The following is an 18,538-nucleotide window of genomic DNA, read 5'->3' as shown; positions in this document are numbered from 1 at the left end:
GCTCGTGAGTGGCGGGGGCGAGGGGGTCCTTCCCTCAGGCCACGGCGGTGAGGACGCGGCCGCCGCGCAGCAGCGCCGTGACGGCGTCGGCCGGCACCGGCGAGCCGAACAGGTGGCCCTGCCCGGTGTCGCAGCCCAGCGCCCGCAGCGCGGCGAGCTGGCCGGGCTCCTCGACGCCCTCGGCGACCACCTGCAGGCCCAGGCTGTTGCCCAGCGCGATGACCGCGTCGGCCAGCGACCCGGCGGCCGCGTCGGCGGCGAGCAGCGCCACCGACGTGGTGTCGATCTTCAGCCGGTCCAGCGGCAGGTCCTGCAGGCGGGACAGCGACGACGACCCGGTGCCGAAGTCGTCGATGGCCACCCGCACACCCAGCGCCCGCACCTCGCGGATGCCCGCGGCCGCGTCGGGACCGGCGGCCACCGCCTCGGGCACCTCGATCTCCAGCCGGGCGGGGTCGACGCCGGCGTCCCGGGCGGCCGCGGCGAGGGCCACCGCGAGGTCGCCGGTGCCCAGCCGTCGCGCGGAGACGTTGACCGCCACGCCCAGCCCCGCCAGGCCGGCGTCGTCCCAGGCGCGCAGCTGCCGGCACGCCTCGCCGATCACCCAGTCGTCGATGGCGTCGACGACGCCGGAGCTCTCCGCGGCGGGGATGAAGCCGGCCGGCTCGACCAGCCCGCGGCTGGGCGACTGCCACCGCGCCAGCGCCTCCATGCCGGTGACCACGCCGGTCCGCAGGTCCACCTGCGGCTGGTAGAGCACCCGCAGCTCGCCGTTGGCCACGGCGGCGCGCAGGTCGCGCACCAGCTCGTCCTGCGCGGTGACCTCCTCACGCATGCCGCGCTCGAAGACCCGCACCCGGTTCTTGCCACCGGACTTGGCCACGTACATCGCCAGGTCGGCGTCGCGCAGCAGGTCGTCCATGCCGCGCCGGTCGGTGCCGCCGGTGAGCGCGACCCCGACGCTGCCGCCCACGGTGAACCGCTCGTCGCCGAAGGCCACCGGCTCCCGCAGGGCGCCCAGCAGCCGCTCGGCGACGGCGACGACGTCGCGGCGGCCCTCGACGTCCTCCATGAGGACGACGAACTCGTCGCCGCCGAGACGGGCCACGGTGTCGGCCGGGCGCACCACCGACTCCAGTCGCCGAGCCACCGCGGTGAGCACGGCGTCGCCGGCCTCGTGCCCGCACTCGTCGTTGACCGCCTTGAAGTCGTCGAGGTCGACGAGCAGCACGGCGTGCCGGCGGGCGCGGCGGTCGGCGAGGGCGTGCGCGAGCCGGTCCGCGAGGAGGGTCCGGTTGGCCAGGCCGGTGAGCGGGTCGTGCAGGGCCAGCCGGGCCAGCTCGCCGGCCTGCTCCGCCAGCTGCCGAGCGGCCGCGCGGGCCTCGGCCTCGGCCCGCTTGCGGCCGGTGATGTCGCGGGCGATCGCGGCGACCTCCGTGAGCGCGCCGTCGTCGTCGTGGATGGTCGAGAAGGTGATCAGCGCGTCGAACTCCGAGCCGTCGCGCCGGCGGTGTCGCCGCTCCACCGGCGCGCTGCTGCCCGACAGCGCCCGCAGGTCGGGCGGGGACTCCCCGCCGGCGGTGAGCACCGACATGTGCCGGCCCACGATCTCGGCGGCCGCCCACCCGTAGAGCCGCTCGGCGCCGGGGTTCCAGCTGGTGAGCCGGCCGTCGGGGGCCAGGGTGGCGACGGCGTCGTCGGTGCACTGGACGACGGCGGCCAGCCGGGCCAGCTCGTCGCGCTGCGCGGAGAGCTCGGCGGTGCGCTCGGCCACGAGCTGCTCGACGCGCTCCCGGCGGTCGTCGAACCGGCGCCAGGCGAGCAGGCAGGCCCAGCTCTCCAGCAGCACGAAGGCGGCGTGCAGCGTGGCCATCGGCAGGGGCGCGACGTCGTGCGCGTAGACGGCGTGGGGCAGCAGGGTGCCCAGCACGAAGTGGTGTGCCGCGACGAAGCCGACGGCGAGCAGGAAGGGCGCCCGGGCGGCGTAGAGGGCGGCCAGCGGGAGCAGCGCGAAGAACAGGAAGTGGGCCTCCGTCTGGCCGCCCGACAGCCGCACGCCGACCGCCGCGACGGCCATGAGCGCGAGCGCCGCGACCGCGGCACGGGTGCTGCGCCGCAGCAGCGTCGTGCGGGCGAGCAGGGTCAGCGCCAGCAGGGGAGCGGTGGCCAGCGCCGCGGCGGCCGGGCCGTGCCCGCGCAGCAGGGCGTAGACCGGCACCGCCGCGACGAGGACGGCGAGGGTGCGGAGGACGAGGGCGTGGTGGGCGGCCCACTGCTCGGGGGGCATCGCCCGGCCGCGGGGCAGGGAGAACGCCGCCCGGCCGCGGGGCAGGGAGAGCACCGCCCGGCCGCGGGGCAGGGGGAACACCGCCCGGCCGCGAGGGAGGGGCGTGGTGGAGCGGGTGGGGGCGGCGCCGTCGGCGCCGCCCACGCTCGGGGGCACCGTGGCGGTCCCGGCCGGCTCGGGCACGTTCCTCCCTGACGCCGTGCTGCTGGTCACCCTGAGTGTAGGCCCGCGCACGCTGCGGCGCTGTTCGGCGCGAGGGTCGGCGACCGGGCGGCGGCGTCTACCCTGGACCGGTCATGTCTGGACAGAGTCTCTACCCCCGTCTCGAACCGCTGCTGGCCCAGGTGCAGAAGCCGATCCAGTACGTCGGCGGGGAGTTGAACGCGCAGGTCAAGGCGTGGGACGACGTCGCCGTCCACTGGGCGCTGATGTACCCCGACGCCTACGAGGTGGGGCTGCCCAACCAGGGCCTCATGATCCTCTACGAGGTGCTCAACGAGCGCCCCGACGCCCTCGCCGAGCGCACCTACGCGGTCTGGCCCGACCTGGCCGCGCTGATGCGCGAGCACGGCGTCGGCCAGTTCACCGTCGACGCGCACCGCGCCGTCCGCGACTTCGACCTCCTCGGCGTCAGCTTCGCCACCGAGCTCGGCTACACCAACCTGCTCGAGGCGCTCGACCTCGCCGGGGTCCCGCTGCACGCGGTCGACCGCGACGAGACGCACCCCGTCGTCGTCGCCGGCGGGCACGCCGCCTTCAACCCCGAGCCGGTCGCCGACTTCGTCGACTGCGCCGTCCTCGGCGACGGCGAGCAGGTCGTCGGCGACGTCACCGACGTCGTCGCGGCGTGGAAGGAGCAGGGCCGCCCCGGAGGCCGGGTCGAGCTCCTGGCCCGGCTGGCGCGGGTGGACGGCGTCTACGTGCCGCGCTTCTACGCCGTCTCCTACGGCCCCGACGGCGCCATCGCCGCGGTGACCCGCACCCGCGACGACGTCCCGGCGCGGGTCGGCAAGCGCACGGTCATGGACCTCGACGAGTGGCCCTACCCGAAGACCCCGCTGGTGCCGCTGGCCGAGAGCGTGCACGAGCGGATGAGCGTGGAGATCTTCCGCGGCTGCACCCGCGGCTGCCGGTTCTGCCAGGCCGGGATGATCACCCGTCCGGTGCGCGAGCGGACGATCACCGGCATCGGCTCGATGGTCGACCAGGGGCTGCGCGCCACCGGCTACGAGGAGGTCGGGCTGCTCTCGCTGTCCAGCGCCGACCACTCCGAGATCGGCCAGGTGGCCAAGGAGCTCGCCGACCGCTACGAGGGCACCAACACCGGCCTGTCGCTGCCGAGCACCCGGGTCGACGCCTTCAACGTCACCCTCGCCAACGAGCTGTCCCGCAACGGCCGCCGCTCCGGGCTCACCTTCGCCCCCGAGGGCGGCAGCGAGCGGATCCGCCGGGTGATCAACAAGACCGTGTCCAAGGAGGACCTGGTCCGCACGGTCACCACCGCCTACGCCAACGGCTGGCAGCAGGTGAAGCTGTACTTCATGTGCGGCCTCCCCACGGAGACCGACGAGGACGTGCTCGAGATCGCCGAGCTGGCCGTGGAGGTCATCCGCGCCGGCCGCGAGGCCAGCGGCCGCCGGGACATCCGCTGCACCGTCTCCATCGGCGGTTTCGTGCCCAAGCCGCACACGCCCTTCCAGTGGGCCGGGCAGGCCAGTGCGGAGACCATCGACCACCGGCTGCGGGTGCTGCGCCAGGCGATCAACGCCGACCGGCGCATCGGCCGCTCCATCGGCCTGCGCTACCACGACGGCCAGCCCGGCGTGGTCGAGGGCCTGCTCTCCCGCGGTGACCGCCGGGTGGGCCGGGTGATCGAGCGGGTGTGGCGCGAGGGCGGCCGCTTCGACGGCTGGAGCGAGCACTTCTCCTACGAGCGCTGGACGGCGGCCGCGGCCGCGGAGCTGACGCCGCTCGGCGTCGACCTCGACTGGTTCACCACCCGCGAGCGCGGCCAGGACGAGGTGCTGCCCTGGGACCACCTGGACTCCGGGCTGGACAAGGAGTGGCTCTGGGACGACTGGCAGGACGCGCTGTCGGAGGAGGAGGTCGCCGACTGCCGGTGGACCCCCTGCTACGACTGCGGCGTCTGCCCGACCAACGGCACCGAGATCCAGATCGGCCCCACCGGGCGCAGCCTGCTCCCGCTCACCGTCGTGGGTCGCTGAGGTGGCCCGGTAGTGGCCCGCCAGCCCGACGGGCCGCCCCCGCCGCCCACGGTCCAGAAGTTGCGGCTGCGCTACGCCAAGCGCGGGCCGCTGCGCTTCGCCTCCCACCGCGACCTCGCCCGCGCGCTGGAGCGGGCGCTGCGCCGCGCGCAGGTGCCGATGGCCTTCTCCGCCGGCTTCTCGCCGCACCCGAAGATCTCCTACGTGGGTGCCGCGCCCACCGGCGCGGCCAGCGAGGCCGAGTACCTGGAGATCGGCCTGGCCCGGCGCTGCGACCCCGAGCAGGTGCGCGCCGCGCTGGATGCGTCGCTGCCGGCCGGCGTCGACGTCCTGGAGTGCGTGGAGGCGGCCGAGGGCGGCGGCTCGCTGGCCGACCGCATCGACGCCGCCCGCTGGCGGGTCGAGCTGCCCGGCGTGGAGCCGGCCGAGCTCGCCGCCGCCGTGGCGGCGCTGCTGGCCCGCGACGAGGTGCTCGTCGCCAAGCGCACGAAGAACGGCCTGCGCGACGTCGATGCCCGGGGCCCGGTGGCCTCGGCGTCCACGGGCGGAGAGGCAGGTTGTGCCATACTGCACGTGGTCGTCCGGCAGGTGACGCCCGCCGTTCGACCCGACGACGTGGTGGCCGCTCTGGCTGCCGTCGCCGACCTGCGCCCGCCGTCGCCCCCCCGGGCCGTGCGTGAGGCGCAGGGCCGGCTCGACGGCAGCGGGACCGTGGCCGACCCGCTCGGTCCCGACCGAGAGGCGCGCGCCCGCTGCCAGGGGGAGCACGCCGCGGTCTGACCGGGGACCGGCCGCCGCTGCGCCGTCGAGCGACACGGCTGCCAGACGTGCCGCCGCCCGGTACCACCCGAGACCACCGCACGACCGCACCACCTGCAGTCCGCACCACCTGCAGTCCGGCCCCGGCCGCGGCGACCGCCGCGCGGGACCGACCACAGACTTCGCAGGCCGATCGGCCACCGCACCCCTCGTGGCCGCCCGGCCCGCCCAACCCGTGCTCCTGCGCGGCCGCCTGTCCTCCGACCGGCGCCCGGGAGCACCACACAGGAGGCGAGCCCTCGTGGCCGACACCGACGACACGACGACCGACGACGACACCACCGGCAGCCCCGCCGCGGAGCAGCCCACGACGGAGCACCCCGTCGCAGGAGACCCCGCCGCGGTGAGCCCCACGGCCCCCGACCTCCCGCCCGGCGACGCCGCCGTCGCCGAGGTGCTCGGCGGCGAGGCGGCCACGGGGGAGACCCCCGACGAGCCGCCCGCGGAGACCGCCGCGGCCGGGGCGCCGGAGGCCGGGGACCCCGCGGCCGGGGACCCGGCGGCCGAGGACGTCGTCCCCGGGCCGCCCGCCCAGGAGGAGCCCGAGGAGGACCCGGCGCCGTCCCCCTTCGGCGCCGAGTTCAGCTCCCCGGAGCCCACCGCCGTCATCGCCCGGCCCCGCCGCCGGGCCACCCGCCCGGCCGGTGCGGCCGATCCGGGCACCTACACCGCGCCTCCGCCGCCGGTCGCGCCCGCCGTCCCGGCCTTCGTCAGCTTCGTGGCGCCGACCGAGACCGAGGTCGCGCCGGCGCCGCGCCGGCGCAGCCGCCGCCCGCTGCCGGAGTCCCCGGAGGTCGAGGAGACCGCCGGTCCGGACGAGGACGCCGAGGAGACCCCGGCCCCGCGCTCGCGCCGCGGCCGCTCCCGGCGCCGTGGCGGCGAGGTCCCGGCGGCCGACGAGCCGCGCCCCGACGTCGACGAGGACGCGGCCGATGCGGCCGACGAGGCCGAGGACACCGACGACGTCGACACCGACGACACCGACCGCGACGAGACCGACCGCGACGAGGGCGACCGCGAGGACGGCGGCGGCAGCCGGCGCCGCCGGCGGGGCCGCCGCGGCCGCGGGCGCGGGCGCAGCGGCGATGACACCGACGGCGACGCCGAGGACGCTCCCGAGCGGTCCGGCGAGGACGCCGACGAGGACGACGGGGCCGAGGACGAGGACACCGACACCGACGAGGCCGCCGAGGGCGACGAGGCCGAGGGCGGGTCGAGCACCCGCCGTCGCCGTCGCCGGCGGCGCCGCGGCGGGGACGCCGGCGCCGAGGCCGCGACCGACGACGACGACCGGCCCGAGCGTGCCGGCCGCACCGGCCGCACCACCAGCGACGACGACGTCCGCGGGGTCGCCGGCTCCACCCGGCTGGAGGCCAAGCGCCAGCGCCGCCGCGAGGGTCGCGACACCGGCCGCCGCCGCGCGCCGATCCTCAGCGAGGCGGAGTTCCTCGCTCGCCGCGAGTCGGTGGAGCGCCGGATGGTCATCCGGCAGCGTGGCGAGCGCACCCAGATCGCCGTCCTCGAGGACGGGGTGCTCGTCGAGCACTACGTGACCCAGGCGCAGGCGACCTCGTTCGCCGGCAACGTCTACCTCGGCCGCGTGCAGAACGTGCTGCCGAGCATGGAGGCGGCCTTCGTCGACATCGGCAAGGGCCGCAACGCCGTCCTCTACGCCGGCGAGGTCAACTGGGACGCCGCCGGTCTGACCGGCAAGCAGCGATCGATCGAGCAGGCGCTGAAGTCCGGCGACAAGGTGCTGGTGCAGGTCACCAAGGACCCGATCGGCCACAAGGGCGCCCGGCTCACCCAGCAGGTCAACCTGCCGGGCCGGTTCCTGGTGTACGTGCCCGGCGGTTCGATGACCGGCATCAGCCGCAAGCTGCCCGACACCGAGCGGCAGCGGCTCAAGGACGTCCTCAAGAAGATCGTCCCCGAGGACGCCGGCGTGATCATCCGGACCGCCGCCGAGGGCGCCTCGGAGGAGGAGCTCACCCGCGACGTGGCCCGGCTGCAGGCGCAGTGGGAGGTCATCCAGACCAAGGCGTCCTCGTCGTCGAACGCCCCGGCGCTGCTCTACGGCGAGCCCGACCTCGCCATCCGGGTCATCCGCGACGTGTTCAACGAGGACTTCTCCGAGCTCGTCGTCCAGGGCGACGACGCGTGGGACACCGTCGAGGCCTACGTCGCGCACGTCTCCCCGGAACTGACCGGGCGGCTGACCCGGCACACCGGCGAGGGCGACGTCTTCCGCGACCTGCGCGTCGACGAGCAGCTGGCCAAGGCGCTCGACCGCAAGGTGTGGCTGCCCTCGGGCGGCTCGCTGGTCATCGACCGCACCGAGGCGATGACCGTCGTCGACGTCAACACCGGGAAGTTCACCGGCTCGGGCGGCAACCTCGAGCAGACCGTCACGCGCAACAACATGGAGGCGGCCGAGGAGATCGTCCGCCAGCTCCGGCTGCGCGACATCGGCGGCATCATCGTCATCGACTTCATCGACATGGTCCTGGAGAGCAACCGCGACCTGGTGCTGCGGCGGCTCACCGAGTGCCTGGGCCGCGACCGCACCAAGCACCAGGTCGCCGAGGTCACCTCGCTGGGCCTGGTGCAGATGACCCGCAAGCGCGTGGGCCAGGGCCTGCTCGAGGTGTTCTCCGAGCCGTGCGAGCACTGCCGCGGGCGGGGTGTGCTCGTGCACACCGAGCCGGTCGACGACAAGCGGCGCGGCGGCGGGGGCAACGGCTCGGGCGCGTCCGGGGGCTCCGGCGGCGGCAACGGGCGGCGCGAGCAGTCCCGCAAGGACGCCGAGCGCAAGGAAACCGAGCGCAAGGAGACCGAGCGCAAGGACGCCGAGCGCAGGGCGCCCGAGCCGGTCGCGGAGCCCGAGCCGGTCGCGGTGCCGGCCGGTGCCGAGGCGGCCGAGGGCAGCGGGCCGGAGAGCGGGGACGGCCAGCGGTCCGGCGGCCGCCGCCGCGGGCGCCGCAACCGGGGCCAGGCCGGCGAGGAGCGCGCCGCCGAGGACGCCGCGGTGCTCGCCGCGACGTCCGGGGACGCCGGCGAGGAGCCCGGGCCCGCCGGGCCCGCCGAGGTCCCCGCGCAGTCGGATGCCGAGGGCAGCGAGCAGGTCGGCACGGAGCCGGTCGGCACGGAGCAGGTCGGCACGGAGCAGGTCGGCACGGAGCAGGTCGGCACGGAGCAGGTCGGCACGGAGCAGGTCGGCACGGAGCCGGTGAGCGCCGGGCCCGAGCCGGTCATCGAGGAGCCCACCGCGGACGAGCTCGCGGCCACCCCGGTCGTGCCGGACGGCGACGCGACCGGCGACGCGGGACCGGCGCCGGCGCAACGGGTCCCCGCCGAGCCCGCCGCCGAGGCCACCGACGAGGCCACCGACGAGGCCACCGACGAGGCCACCGACGTGGCCACCGACGAGGACGACGAGGACGAGGACGTGCCCGCGTCGGCCGGGCCCGACGACCCGGCGCCCCACCGCGACCCGCAGGCGCCCGGCAGCACCCCCGAGGCCGCGTCCGGCAACGGTGCGGCCCCTTCCGGCGGGCGTCCGCGCCGCCGTCGCGCAGCCAGCCGCCCGGCCGGGCCGCCGGCCTCCTGAGCGGCCGGGGGCGCGTTCGACCCGCTCCCGGCCGCTCGGGTACGCTGGTCGGGTTGCACCGCCCCGGACCGGGCCTCGCCCGGGGCCGATGAGGCGGTGCGGCCCGTCCAGCACCCGGCGCCCGCGCCGGGGTGCGTGCAGGGCGCATCGCGGGACAGACAGCAGCGATCGAGGAGTCAGTGGTGTACGCAGTCGTGAAGGCCGGTGGCCGGCAGCACAAGGTGGCCGTGGGCGACCGGTTCACGGTCAACCGTCTCGTGGGTGAGGCGGGCGACACCGTCACCCTCCCGGCCCTGCTCCTGGTCGACGGCGACACCGTCACCAGCGACGCGCAGGCGCTCGCGGGGGTGACCGTGACCGGCGAGATCGTCGGCCACGGCAAGGGCCCGAAGATCCGCATCCACAAGTTCAAGAACAAGACCGGCTACCACAAGCGTCAGGGCCACCGTCAGCCGCTGACCGACGTGGTCGTCCGCGACATCACGAAGGGCTGACGACGACATGGCACACAAGAAGGGCGCCTCGTCCTCCCGCAACGGCCGCGACTCGAACGCCCAGCGCCTCGGCGTGAAGCGCTTCGGCGGCCAGGTCGTCAAGGCCGGCGAGATCATCGTGCGCCAGCGCGGCACCCACTTCCACCCGGGCCTGGGTGTCGGTCGCGGCAACGACGACACCCTGTTCGCCCTGGCGCCCGGTGCGGTGACCTTCGGCACCCGGCGTGGCCGCAAGACCGTCTCGATCACCGCGGTCGAGGCCTGAAGAAGGACCCCCTCGCCCCCCGCCACTCGCAGGCTCGCGGCGGGACCCTGCGAGGGGGCCGTTCCAGTACGTCACCACGTCACGAGCGCACGGGCCGGCCGGCCCGTGCGCTCGTCGGCGTTGAGCAGGCAGTGAGCAGGTAGAGCAGAGACATGGCCGCGTTCGTCGACCGCGTCGTCGTGCACGTCGCCGCGGGCAACGGCGGTCACGGCGTCGCGTCCGTGCACCGCGAGAAGTACAAGCCCCTCGGCGGCCCCGACGGCGGCAACGGGGGCAACGGCGGGGACGTCGTCCTCGAGGTGGACCCCAGCGTCCACACGCTCCTGGACTTCCACCACCGGCCGCACCAGCGCGCCGGCAACGGCCGCCCCGGCGCCGGCAGCCACCGCAACGGCGCCAACGGCGAGGAGCGGGTGCTGCGGGTGCCCGAGGGCACCGTGGTCAGCGTCGACGGCGAGGTGGTCGCCGACCTCGTCGGCGCCGGCACCCGCGTCGTCCTCGCCCACGGCGGCAAGGGCGGCCTGGGCAACGCCGCGCTGGCCAACCCCCGCCGCAAGGCACCCGGCTTCGCGCTGCTCGGCGAGCCCGGTGAGGCCTTCGACGCGGTGCTGGAGCTCAAGAGCGTCGCCGACGTCGGGCTGGTCGGCTTCCCCTCGGCGGGCAAGTCCTCGCTGATCGCGGCGATGTCCGCGGCCCGGCCCAAGATCGCCGACTACCCGTTCACCACGCTGGTGCCCAACCTCGGCGTGGTCCGGGCCGGCGACACGGTGTTCACGATGGCCGACGTCCCGGGGCTCATCCCCGGTGCGGCCGCCGGGAAGGGGCTGGGCCTGCAGTTCCTCCGGCACGTCGAGCGCTGCGCGGTGCTGGTGCACGTCGTCGACACCGCCACGCTCGAGCCCGGCCGTGACCCGGAGACCGACATCGCGGCGCTCGAGCAGGAGCTGCGCACGTACTCCGAGAACTCGACCGGCGGCGAGGAGCTCGACCTGGTGGGCCGGCTGCGGTTCGCCGTCCTCAACAAGGTGGACGTCCCCGACGGGCGCGACCTGACCGACCTGGTCCGGCCCGCCCTCGAGGCCCGCGGGCTGCGGGTCTTCGCGGTCAGCGCCGCGACGGGGGAGGGGCTGGCCGAGCTCGGCTACGCCCTGGCCGCCGCCGTGGCCGAGCACCGCGCCGCGCTGCCCGCGCCCGAGCCGGCCCGCGTCACGCTCACCCCGCGCGCGGTCGACGACTCCGGGTTCACCGTCGCGCCGGACCCCGACGACGAGGGCACCTTCGTCGTGCGCGGCGCCAAGCCCGAGCGCTGGGTGCGGCAGACCGACTTCACCAACGACGAGGCCGTCGGCTACCTCGCCGACCGGCTCAACCGGCTCGGCGTCGAGGAGGAGCTGGGCCGACTGGGCGCGGAGGAGGGCGACACCGTCGTCATCGGCGACGTCGCCTTCGAGTTCCAGCCGACGCTGCCCGCCGGCACGCCCGTCGCCGAGGAGACCGCGGGCCTGGGCGGCCGCGGTACCGACAGCCGCATCGACGCCCCGCACCGGGTGCGTGCCGCCGAGCGGCTGGCGGCCAAGAAGGCCCGCCGGGTGCCCTACGAGCTCACCGAGACCTGGACCGACGACGAGCTGCCCGACGACGAGCTGCCCGACGACGAGCTGCCCGACGGGGACGCGTGACCGCGCGGCCCGAGGTCGCCGCCGCCGGCCGGGTGGTGGTCAAGGTCGGCTCCTCGTCGCTGACCACCCTGCCCGGCGGTCTCGACGCCGCCCGGCTGAGCGCGCTGGTCGACGTGCTGGCCGGGGTCCGTGCGCAGGGCCGCGAGGTGGTGCTGGTGTCCTCCGGCGCGATCGCCGCCGGCCTGGCGCCGCTCGGCGTCGTGGGCCGGCCGCGGGACCTGGCCACCGCGCAGGCCGCGGCCAGCGTCGGCCAGCTGCGGCTGGTGCAGACCTACGCCGACGCCTTCGACCGGCACGGGGTGACCATCGGCCAGGTGCTGCTCACCGCCGACGACCTCACCCGGCGCAGCCACTACCGCAACGCCCGCCAGACCCTGGAGCGGCTGCTGACCCTGGGCGCGCTGCCGATCGTCAACGAGAACGACACGGTCGCCACCGAGGAGATCCGCTTCGGCGACAACGACCGGCTCGCCGCGCTGGTCGCCCACGTCGCCCGGGCCGACGCGCTGCTGCTGCTCTCCGACGTCGACGGCGTCTACGACGGCGACCCCCGTCAGGGCCCCGCCCGGCTGCTGGACACCGTGCGCGACCCGGCCGACCTCGGCGCGGTCACCCTGGGCACCGCCCGGCGCAACGGCGTGGGCACCGGCGGGATGGCCACCAAGGTGGAGGCCGCGCTCATCGCGGCCCACGCCGGCGTCCCCGTCGTCGTCACCTCCACCGGGCAGGCGGCCGCCGCGCTGGCCGGCGAGGCGGTGGGCACCCGGTTCGCCGTCATGGGCCCGCGGCCGCGCACCCGGCAGTTCTGGCTGCGCTTCGCCACCCGCCCGCGCGGCCGGCTGCTGCTCGACGACGGCGCCGTCCGGGCGGTCCGCGAGCGAGGTGCCTCCCTGCTGGCCGCCGGCATCACCGGTGTCGCGGGGGAGTTCCTCGCCGACGACCCGGTGGAGCTGGTCGGGCCCGACGGGGTCGTCGTCGCCCGCGGCCTGGTCGCCTACGACGCCCGGGAGCTGCCGCCGCTGCTCGGCCGCCGGACGGCCGAGCTGGAACCGGAGTACCGGCGGGAGATCGTGCACCGCGACGAGATGGTGCTGGTCCGGCGCCCGTCGCTGGGTTGAGAGACTGCACGGCGTGACGATCCGTCCCATCCGCGAGCTCGGAGACCCGGTCCTGCGCACCCCCGCCGACGAGGTGCGCGCCTTCGACAGGGAGCTGGCCGCCCTCGTGCGCGACCTGGTCGAGACCGTCGACCACCCCGGCCGCGCCGGGCTGGCCGCGCCGCAGATCGGCGTCGGCGCGCGGGTGTTCAGCTACAACATCGACGGCGTCATCGGCCACGTGGTCAACCCGCGGCTCACCGAGGTCTCGGAGGAGACCCAGGACGGCGACGAGGGCTGCCTGTCGGTGCCCGGGCTGTGGGCCCCCACCGTGCGGGGGATGCACGCCGTCGTCGAGGGGTTCGACGTGCACGGGGAGCCGGTCCGGGTCGAGGGCAGCGGGCTGATGGCGCGCTGCCTGCAGCACGAGGTCGACCACCTCGACGGCAAGGTCTTCCTCGACCGGCTCACCGGCGAGGCGCGCAAGGCCGCGCTGCGTGCACTGCGCGACCGCTGACCCGTACGGTCAGGTCCCGTGACCGACCTCGCGACCCGCGCCCGGACCCTGCTCGACCTGCACACCGCCCCGGAGATCCTCGTCCTCACCAACGTGTGGGACGTCGTCTCCGCGCAGGTGGTCGCCGCCACCGACGGCGTGCGCGCGCTGGCCACCGCCAGCCACGGCATCGCCTCGACGTTCGGCTACGAGGACGGCGAGAACATCCCGCTCGACCTGCACCTGGACATGGTCGGCCGGATCACCGCCGCGGTGGACCTCCCGGTCAGCATGGACATGGAGGCCGGCTACGGCGACGCGGGGGAGACCGCCCGCCGGGCGATGGAGAAGGGCGTCGTCGGGGGCAACCTCGAGGACCAGATGAGGCCCCTGGACGACGCCGTCGCCGCGGTCGAGGCGGTCGTGCGCGCCGGCCGCGACGCGGGCGTCGACTTCGTGCTCAACGCCCGCACCGACGCCGTCATCCGTGCTCGGCAGGGCGCCGACCGCGGCGAGCTGGTCGCCGAGGTGGTCCGCCGCGGGCAGGCCTTCCTCGAGGCCGGGGCGCCGGTCGTGTTCGTCCCCGGCCTGGTGGCGCGCGAGGAGATCGAGGCGGTGGTCGAGGGCCTGGGCCGCGGCAGGCTGACGCTGATCAGCGTCCCCGGGGCCTCGCTGCCCGCGCGCGAGATGCAGGAGCTCGGCGTGGCCCGCGTCTCCACCGGCCCGTTCACCCAGCGGGTCGCGCTCACCGCCCTGCAGGACGCCGTCGTCGAGATGGTCGGCGGCGGCGTCCTGCCGCCCGGCACCCGCGCGCTGAACTGAGTGGGGACCGGCGGTCAGACGGCGACGCCGGACCGGGGGAGCACGAGGCCGCGGACCTCGAACTCGGTGACCACCGTGGGACGGCGGGGCCGCCCCTCCAGCAGCTCGGTGGCCAGCGGCCCGACGACCTCCGCGGTGCAGCGCTCGAAGTCCTCGCGCGACTCCCACACCTCGACGACCTGGAAGCCGTCCACGGTCTGCCGGGCGAGGTGCACCAGCAGGCCGTCGACGGCTCCGCCGGTCCGCTCCAGCAGGAGCCGGTGGAAGGCGTCGTAGAGCTCCACCGCCTCGGCCACGTCCATGGTCACGGCGTACGTCATGTCGCCCTCCTCGACTCCTCCCGGCGGCCGTGCGCCGCCGGCAGCCGGTGCACGCCCGCGCCGGAGAGCCGGTGCACCGTGGCGGTGCGGCCGGTGACCAGGAGCAGCAGGTCGCCGGTGGTGCCCTCGACGGGGGCGCCCGCGCCGAGCACCAGGTCGCCGTCGGTGGCCCGCAGCAGCAGGCCGGCCAGCCGCTTGCGCGCGTGGAAGGGGAAGCCCATCTCCCAGGCCCGCCGTGCCGCCGCGGCGGCGGGTGCCGGCGGCACCGGCCGGTCCCGGTCCAGCGGGACGGCGACGTCCTGCCCGTGCACGAGGACGTCGACGAGCGGCTCGAGCGGGCTGATGAACGGAGCGCGCCGCCGCGAGCCGACCATCGCCCGGATCCGCCGGCCGTACTCGGCGTCGGGTAGCGGGCCGACGCGCAGGGCGGAGTCGCGGATCATCCGGTCGAAGCTGCCGCCGGCCCGGATCGCCGGGACGACGGCCTCCCGCAGCCGCATCTGGGCCTGGGTCAGGTGCGCCGCGACGTCGCGCACCCGCCACCCGGCGCACAGGGAGGGCGTGTCCCACTCGGCCGGGGACAGGTCGTCGAGCAGGTCGGCCAGGCTCGCCCGCTCGGCGTCGATATAGCGCCACACGTCGTCGAGGTCCACGACGACCTCCTCGGAGTTGGTACGATGTGCTGACTATCAAGTCAGAAGATCTGACCAACGTCAAGGGGTGTCGTGAGCGGTTCGCACGGGGACGGGCAGAACCTCGGCCTCCTCTGCTTCTACCCGCACCGGGCCATGGAGGCCCGGGTGCTGGCGGCGGTGGCGGCCGCCGGTCACGGGCACATCACCCCCGCCCAGGGCCGCATCGCCGCCCGGATCGGACCCCGGGGCACCCGGCTGACCGACCTGGCCGAGCAGGCGCTGGTGACCAAACAGACCGCCGGCCACCTGGTCGACCAGCTCGAGCGCGCCGGCTACGTGCGCCGCGTGCCCGACCCCACCGACGCCCGGGCCCGGCTGGTGCAGATGGCCGAGCGCGGGCTGGAGGTGGTGGCGATCGCCCGCCGGGTCGAGGCCGAGGTGGAGGCGGAGTGGACGGCCCACCTGGGGGAGGAGGCCGCCGCGCAGCTGCGCACGGCGCTCACCCGGCTGCGCGAGATCACCGACCCCTACCGCTGAGCCGGTCCTCGCGCTGGGCGGCCGCGCAGGGCCGGCAGGTGCCGAAGACCTCCAGCTGGTGCTGCACGTCGGCGAAGCCGTGCTCGGCGGCCACCCGGGCGGCCCAGCGCTCGACCGGCGGGTCGGCCACCTCGACGGTGCGCCCGCAGGACCGGCAGACGAGGTGGTGGTGGTGCACCGGCGAGCAGCGCCGGTAGGCGGCCTCGCCGACCTCGCTGCGCAGCACGTCGACCAGGCCGTCGTCGACCAGGGCCTGCAGCGCCCGGTAGACGGTGGCCAGGCCCACCGCGTCGCCGCGCTCGCGCAGCAGCGCGTGCAGCTCCTGGGCGGTGCGGAAGCCGTCGAGCTCGTCGAGCAGCGCGAGCACCGCCGTGCGCTGCCGCGTCTGGCGGCGGGCGGGGACCTCGGGCGCGCTCACGGCCGTTCCCTCCCCACCGGCGGGACGACGGCGGTCGGGTGGGCGGATCCGCTGTGCTCGTCGTAGTGCGTGCCGGTGACCGTGTGGTGCGGCGCGTGCAGGTGCCCGTCGTGGTCGTAGTCGACGTGGTCGCCGTGCGGCACCGGCCGGTGCCCGCACCCCTCGCCGTGCTCGTGCGGGTGCGCGGCGTGCACCTCGGCCAGGCGGCCGTGCCGCCGCCGCGCCGTCGCGTCGCGCAACGCGACCCCGGCGGTGACGACGAGGAACAGCGCGATGGCCAGCAGCACGATCGTGCCGCCCGACGGGGTGCCGGTGTAGTACGAGCCGGCGGTCCCGGCGACGCTGACCACGACGCCGACCCCGCAGGCCAGGTACAGCGTGCTGCGGAAACTGCGCCCGACCAGCTGCGCGACGGCGCTCGGCAGGATCATCAGCGCGCTGATCAGCAGCAGCCCGACCACCCGCATCGACAGCACGACCGTGGAGGCGACCAGCGCGGCCAGGACGACGTTGAGCGGCAGCACCGGCAGCCCCACGGCGCGCGCGTACTCCTCGTCGTCGCTCACCGCGTACAGCCGCCGGCCGAGCAGCCACACCACGGCCAGCACCACCACGGAGATGACCGCGAAGACGGCGACGTCGGCGGCGGTGGTCGTGGTGATGGCGCCGAAGAGGTAGGCGTCGAGGTTGGTCGCCTGCCCGCGCGGGGCCAGGGACAGCAGCACCACGCCGCCGGCGATGCCGCCGTAGAACAGGACGGCGAGGGCGACGTCGCCGCTGGTGCGCCCGCGGGCGCGGACCAGCTCGATGAGCACCGCGCCCAGCACGGCCGCGACCAGCGCCGTGCCGACCGGCGCGCTGGAGGTGAGCACGCCGACGCCGACGCCGGTCAGCGCGACGTGCCCGAGCCCGTCGCCGAGCAGCGACAGCCGGCGCTGCACGAGGAACACCCCGACGGCGGGCGCGACCAGGCCGACCATGAGGGCGGCCAGCAGCGCCCGCTGCATGAACCCGTACTCGAGCAGCTCCACTAGCGGCTCCCGTCGCGCAGGCGCACGGCGTCGGGCGCCGGCCGCGGCTGGTCGAGGCGGTAGCCGCGGACCGGTGGCCGCGCGGCCTCCTCGGGGTGGTGGCAGTCCGGACCGGTGGCCGCCCCGACCCCGGCCAGCGGCCCGTCGTAGGTGAGCCGGCCGGAGTCGACGACGACCGCGCGGGTGAGCACGCCGGCCAGCGGGCCGGTCTCGTGGGTCACGACGAGCAGCGTCGTCCCGGCCGCCGCCACCCGTGCCAGCACGCCGGCCAGCGCCGCCTGGCTGGCCGCGTCCACCCCGGCGGTCGGCTCGTCCATGACGAGCAGCTCGGGTTCGGCGGCCAGCGCGCGTGCCACCAGCACCCGCCGCTGCTGGCCGCCCGACAGCGCGGCGACCGGGTCGTCCAGCCGGTCGGCCAGGCCGACGGCGTGCACCGCCTCGGCGACCGCGGCCCGGTCGCGCGCGCCGGGCCGGCCGAACAGGCCCAGCCGCGGCAGCCGGCCGACGCCGACCACCTCGCGCACCGTGGCCGGCATCGCGCCGCTGACGGTGTGCCGCTGCGGCACGTAGCCCACCCGGCCGCGCTCGCGCAGCCGGCCGACGGGGGCGCCGAGCACCTCGACCGTGCCGCCGAGGACGGTGGCCAGGCCGAGCAGCCCCCGGGACAGCGTGGTCTTGCCCGAGCCGTTGGAGCCCAGGACCGCGACCGCCTCACCGCGCCGCACGCTCAGGTCGGCGTCGCGGACGATCGCCACGTCGCCGTAGCCGATGGTGGCGCCGGCGAGCCGGATCGCGGGGTCGGTCACGCGCAGCCCTGCCCCTCCCGCAGCGTGGCCAGGTCGGCCCGCATCACCTCGAGGTAGTCCGCGCCGGCCGACTCCTCGGTCAGCCCCTCGAGCGGGTCGAGGACGGCGGTCTGCACACCGGCCTCCTCGGCGACGGTCTCGGCCACGGCGGGGTCGACGAGGGTCTCGGTGTAGACGGTCGTCACGCCGCGCTCCCGGACCAGCGTAGAGATCTCGGCCAGCTGTGCCGGGCTGGGCTCGGTCGAGGGGCTCAGGCCGCTGACCCCGACGACGTCGAGGCCGTAGCGGTCGGCGAGGTAGCCGAAGGCGTCGTGACCGGTGACCACCGTGGTCACCGCGCAGTCGGACAGGCCCTGCGCCATCTCGGCGTCCAGGGCCTCGAGGTCGCCGCGCAGCGCCGCGGCACCGTCGCGGAAGGTGTCCGCGCCGTCGGGGTCGACCTCGGCGAGGCGGTCGGCCAGGGCGTCGCCGACGTCGGCCAGGCGGGTCGGGTCGAGCCAGAAGTGCGGGTCGGGGACCTCCTCGCCGGCGTGCTCGGCGTGCTCCTCCTCGCTCTCGCCCTCGTGTGCGTGTGCGTCGGCGGTCAGGGAGAGGTCGGCGGCCTGCCCGGCGTCCCAGGCGGCGTCCCCGGCCTCGGCTGCGGCGTCGTCCAGCGCGGGCTGGAAGCCCTCGAGGTAGACGAGCAGGTCGGTCTCGCTCAGCGCACCGACGTCCTGCGGGGTGAGCTCCAGGTCGTGCGGCTCGGCGCCCGGCGGGGTCAGCGAGGTGACCGTGACCCGGTCCCCGCCGACCCGCTCGGCGGCCCACTGCAGCGGGTAGAAGGCGGCGACCACGCCGACGCCGTCGTCGGCGCCGGCCCGCGCCCCGTCGGAGCCGCAGCCGGTGAGCAGGACGGCGGTGGCCGCGGCGGCGGTGGAGGCGACGAGGCGGGCGGCCGGAGTGGTCATGAGAACCATTCTCACACGTCCGCCGGACGGTCCGGCCGACGGGTCCGGCG

General features: G+C 76.2%; 17 protein-coding genes. 10 read left to right on the top strand and 7 right to left on the bottom strand.

Features of this window, described 5'->3' with window-relative positions:
- Positions 1-34 precede the first annotated feature (34 nt).
- Entirely contained in the window at positions 35-2,500 is a 2,466-nt protein-coding gene (locus BLQ97_RS15310) for a putative bifunctional diguanylate cyclase/phosphodiesterase (RefSeq protein ID WP_139173683.1), read from the bottom strand.
- An 83-nt stretch (positions 2,501-2,583) separates the two neighbouring features.
- Here BLQ97_RS15310 and BLQ97_RS15305 point away from each other — a divergent pair, with 83 nt between their 5' ends.
- The 9 genes from BLQ97_RS15305 (at position 2,584) to BLQ97_RS15265 (ending at position 13,794) form a co-directional block, all read left to right on the top strand.
- Positions 2,584-4,512, top strand: a complete 1,929-nt coding sequence (locus tag BLQ97_RS15305; RefSeq protein ID WP_091366848.1) for a TIGR03960 family B12-binding radical SAM protein — start codon at positions 2,584-2,586, stop codon at positions 4,510-4,512.
- A 12-nt stretch (positions 4,513-4,524) separates the two neighbouring features.
- Positions 4,525-5,292 carry a TIGR03936 family radical SAM-associated protein gene (locus BLQ97_RS15300; protein ID WP_091366847.1) on the top strand — a complete coding sequence of 256 codons (768 nt, stop codon included), beginning with the start codon at positions 4,525-4,527 and terminating at the stop codon, positions 5,290-5,292.
- 280 nt (positions 5,293-5,572) lie between these two features.
- A complete protein-coding gene (locus BLQ97_RS15295) occupies positions 5,573-8,941 on the top strand; it encodes an Rne/Rng family ribonuclease (RefSeq protein WP_091366846.1) in 3,369 nt (1,122 codons plus the stop codon).
- Between the two features lie 182 nt (positions 8,942-9,123).
- On the top strand, positions 9,124-9,435 hold the full coding sequence (gene rplU, locus BLQ97_RS15290) for a 50S ribosomal protein L21 (RefSeq protein ID WP_091366845.1): 312 nt from the start codon (positions 9,124-9,126) through the stop codon (positions 9,433-9,435).
- Positions 9,436-9,442: 7 nt separating this feature from the next.
- On the top strand, positions 9,443-9,700 hold the full coding sequence (rpmA, locus tag BLQ97_RS15285) for a 50S ribosomal protein L27 (protein WP_091366844.1): 258 nt from the start codon (positions 9,443-9,445) through the stop codon (positions 9,698-9,700).
- A gap of 152 nt (positions 9,701-9,852) precedes the next feature.
- Positions 9,853-11,379: a GTPase ObgE gene (obgE, locus tag BLQ97_RS15280; protein ID WP_091366843.1), complete on the top strand. Its 1,527-nt coding sequence runs from the start codon at positions 9,853-9,855 to the stop codon at positions 11,377-11,379.
- Positions 11,376-12,497 (top strand): glutamate 5-kinase, encoded by a 1,122-nt coding sequence (gene proB, locus BLQ97_RS15275; protein WP_091366842.1) that lies wholly within the window; start codon positions 11,376-11,378, stop codon positions 12,495-12,497. Before obgE ends, proB begins: the two co-directional genes overlap by 4 nt.
- 13 nt (positions 12,498-12,510) lie before the next feature.
- A complete protein-coding gene (gene def, locus BLQ97_RS15270) occupies positions 12,511-12,993 on the top strand; it encodes a peptide deformylase (RefSeq protein WP_091366841.1) in 483 nt (160 codons plus the stop codon).
- A gap of 18 nt (positions 12,994-13,011) precedes the next feature.
- On the top strand, positions 13,012-13,794 hold the full coding sequence (locus tag BLQ97_RS15265; protein WP_091366840.1) for an isocitrate lyase/PEP mutase family protein: 783 nt from the start codon (positions 13,012-13,014) through the stop codon (positions 13,792-13,794).
- A gap of 14 nt (positions 13,795-13,808) precedes the next feature.
- Here the strand turns inward: BLQ97_RS15265 and BLQ97_RS15260 are convergent, their stop codons facing one another.
- Both BLQ97_RS15260 and BLQ97_RS15255 read right to left on the bottom strand, forming a co-directional pair.
- A complete protein-coding gene (locus BLQ97_RS15260; protein ID WP_091366839.1) occupies positions 13,809-14,114 on the bottom strand; it encodes a hypothetical protein in 306 nt (101 codons plus the stop codon).
- Positions 14,111-14,767 (bottom strand): maleylpyruvate isomerase family mycothiol-dependent enzyme, encoded by a 657-nt coding sequence (locus BLQ97_RS15255; RefSeq protein WP_091366838.1) that lies wholly within the window; start codon positions 14,765-14,767, stop codon positions 14,111-14,113. Before BLQ97_RS15255 ends, BLQ97_RS15260 begins: the two co-directional genes overlap by 4 nt.
- 72 nt (positions 14,768-14,839) lie before the next feature.
- On the opposite strand from BLQ97_RS15255, the gene BLQ97_RS15250 reads away from it, so the two are divergent.
- Positions 14,840-15,286 carry a MarR family winged helix-turn-helix transcriptional regulator gene (locus BLQ97_RS15250; protein ID WP_091366837.1) on the top strand — a complete coding sequence of 149 codons (447 nt, stop codon included), beginning with the start codon at positions 14,840-14,842 and terminating at the stop codon, positions 15,284-15,286.
- Here the strand turns inward: BLQ97_RS15250 and BLQ97_RS15245 are convergent.
- Genes BLQ97_RS15245 through BLQ97_RS15230 form a run of 4 tightly spaced genes read right to left on the bottom strand, consistent with a single transcriptional unit; the run spans position 15,267 to position 18,488 of the window.
- Entirely contained in the window at positions 15,267-15,704 is a 438-nt protein-coding gene (locus BLQ97_RS15245; RefSeq protein WP_091366836.1) for a Fur family transcriptional regulator, read from the bottom strand. The two genes, BLQ97_RS15250 and BLQ97_RS15245, sit on opposite strands and share 20 nt — an antisense overlap.
- A complete protein-coding gene (locus tag BLQ97_RS15240) occupies positions 15,701-16,735 on the bottom strand; it encodes a metal ABC transporter permease (RefSeq protein ID WP_091366835.1) in 1,035 nt (344 codons plus the stop codon). The genes BLQ97_RS15245 and BLQ97_RS15240 overlap by 4 nt, the downstream gene beginning before the upstream one ends.
- Positions 16,735-17,541 (bottom strand): metal ABC transporter ATP-binding protein, encoded by an 807-nt coding sequence (locus tag BLQ97_RS15235; RefSeq protein ID WP_245692215.1) that lies wholly within the window; start codon positions 17,539-17,541, stop codon positions 16,735-16,737. The genes BLQ97_RS15240 and BLQ97_RS15235 overlap by 1 nt, the downstream gene beginning before the upstream one ends.
- Entirely contained in the window at positions 17,538-18,488 is a 951-nt protein-coding gene (locus BLQ97_RS15230; RefSeq protein WP_091366834.1) for a metal ABC transporter substrate-binding protein, read from the bottom strand. The genes BLQ97_RS15235 and BLQ97_RS15230 overlap by 4 nt, the downstream gene beginning before the upstream one ends.
- Between the last annotated feature and the right edge of the window lie 50 nt (positions 18,489-18,538).

The organism is Geodermatophilus telluris, assembly GCF_900102745.1.
In the GTDB taxonomy this organism is placed as follows: domain Bacteria; phylum Actinomycetota; class Actinomycetes; order Mycobacteriales; family Geodermatophilaceae; genus Geodermatophilus; species Geodermatophilus telluris.
Note: the sequence above shows the minus strand (reverse complement) of the source record. Positions and strands in the feature narration are given on the sequence as shown.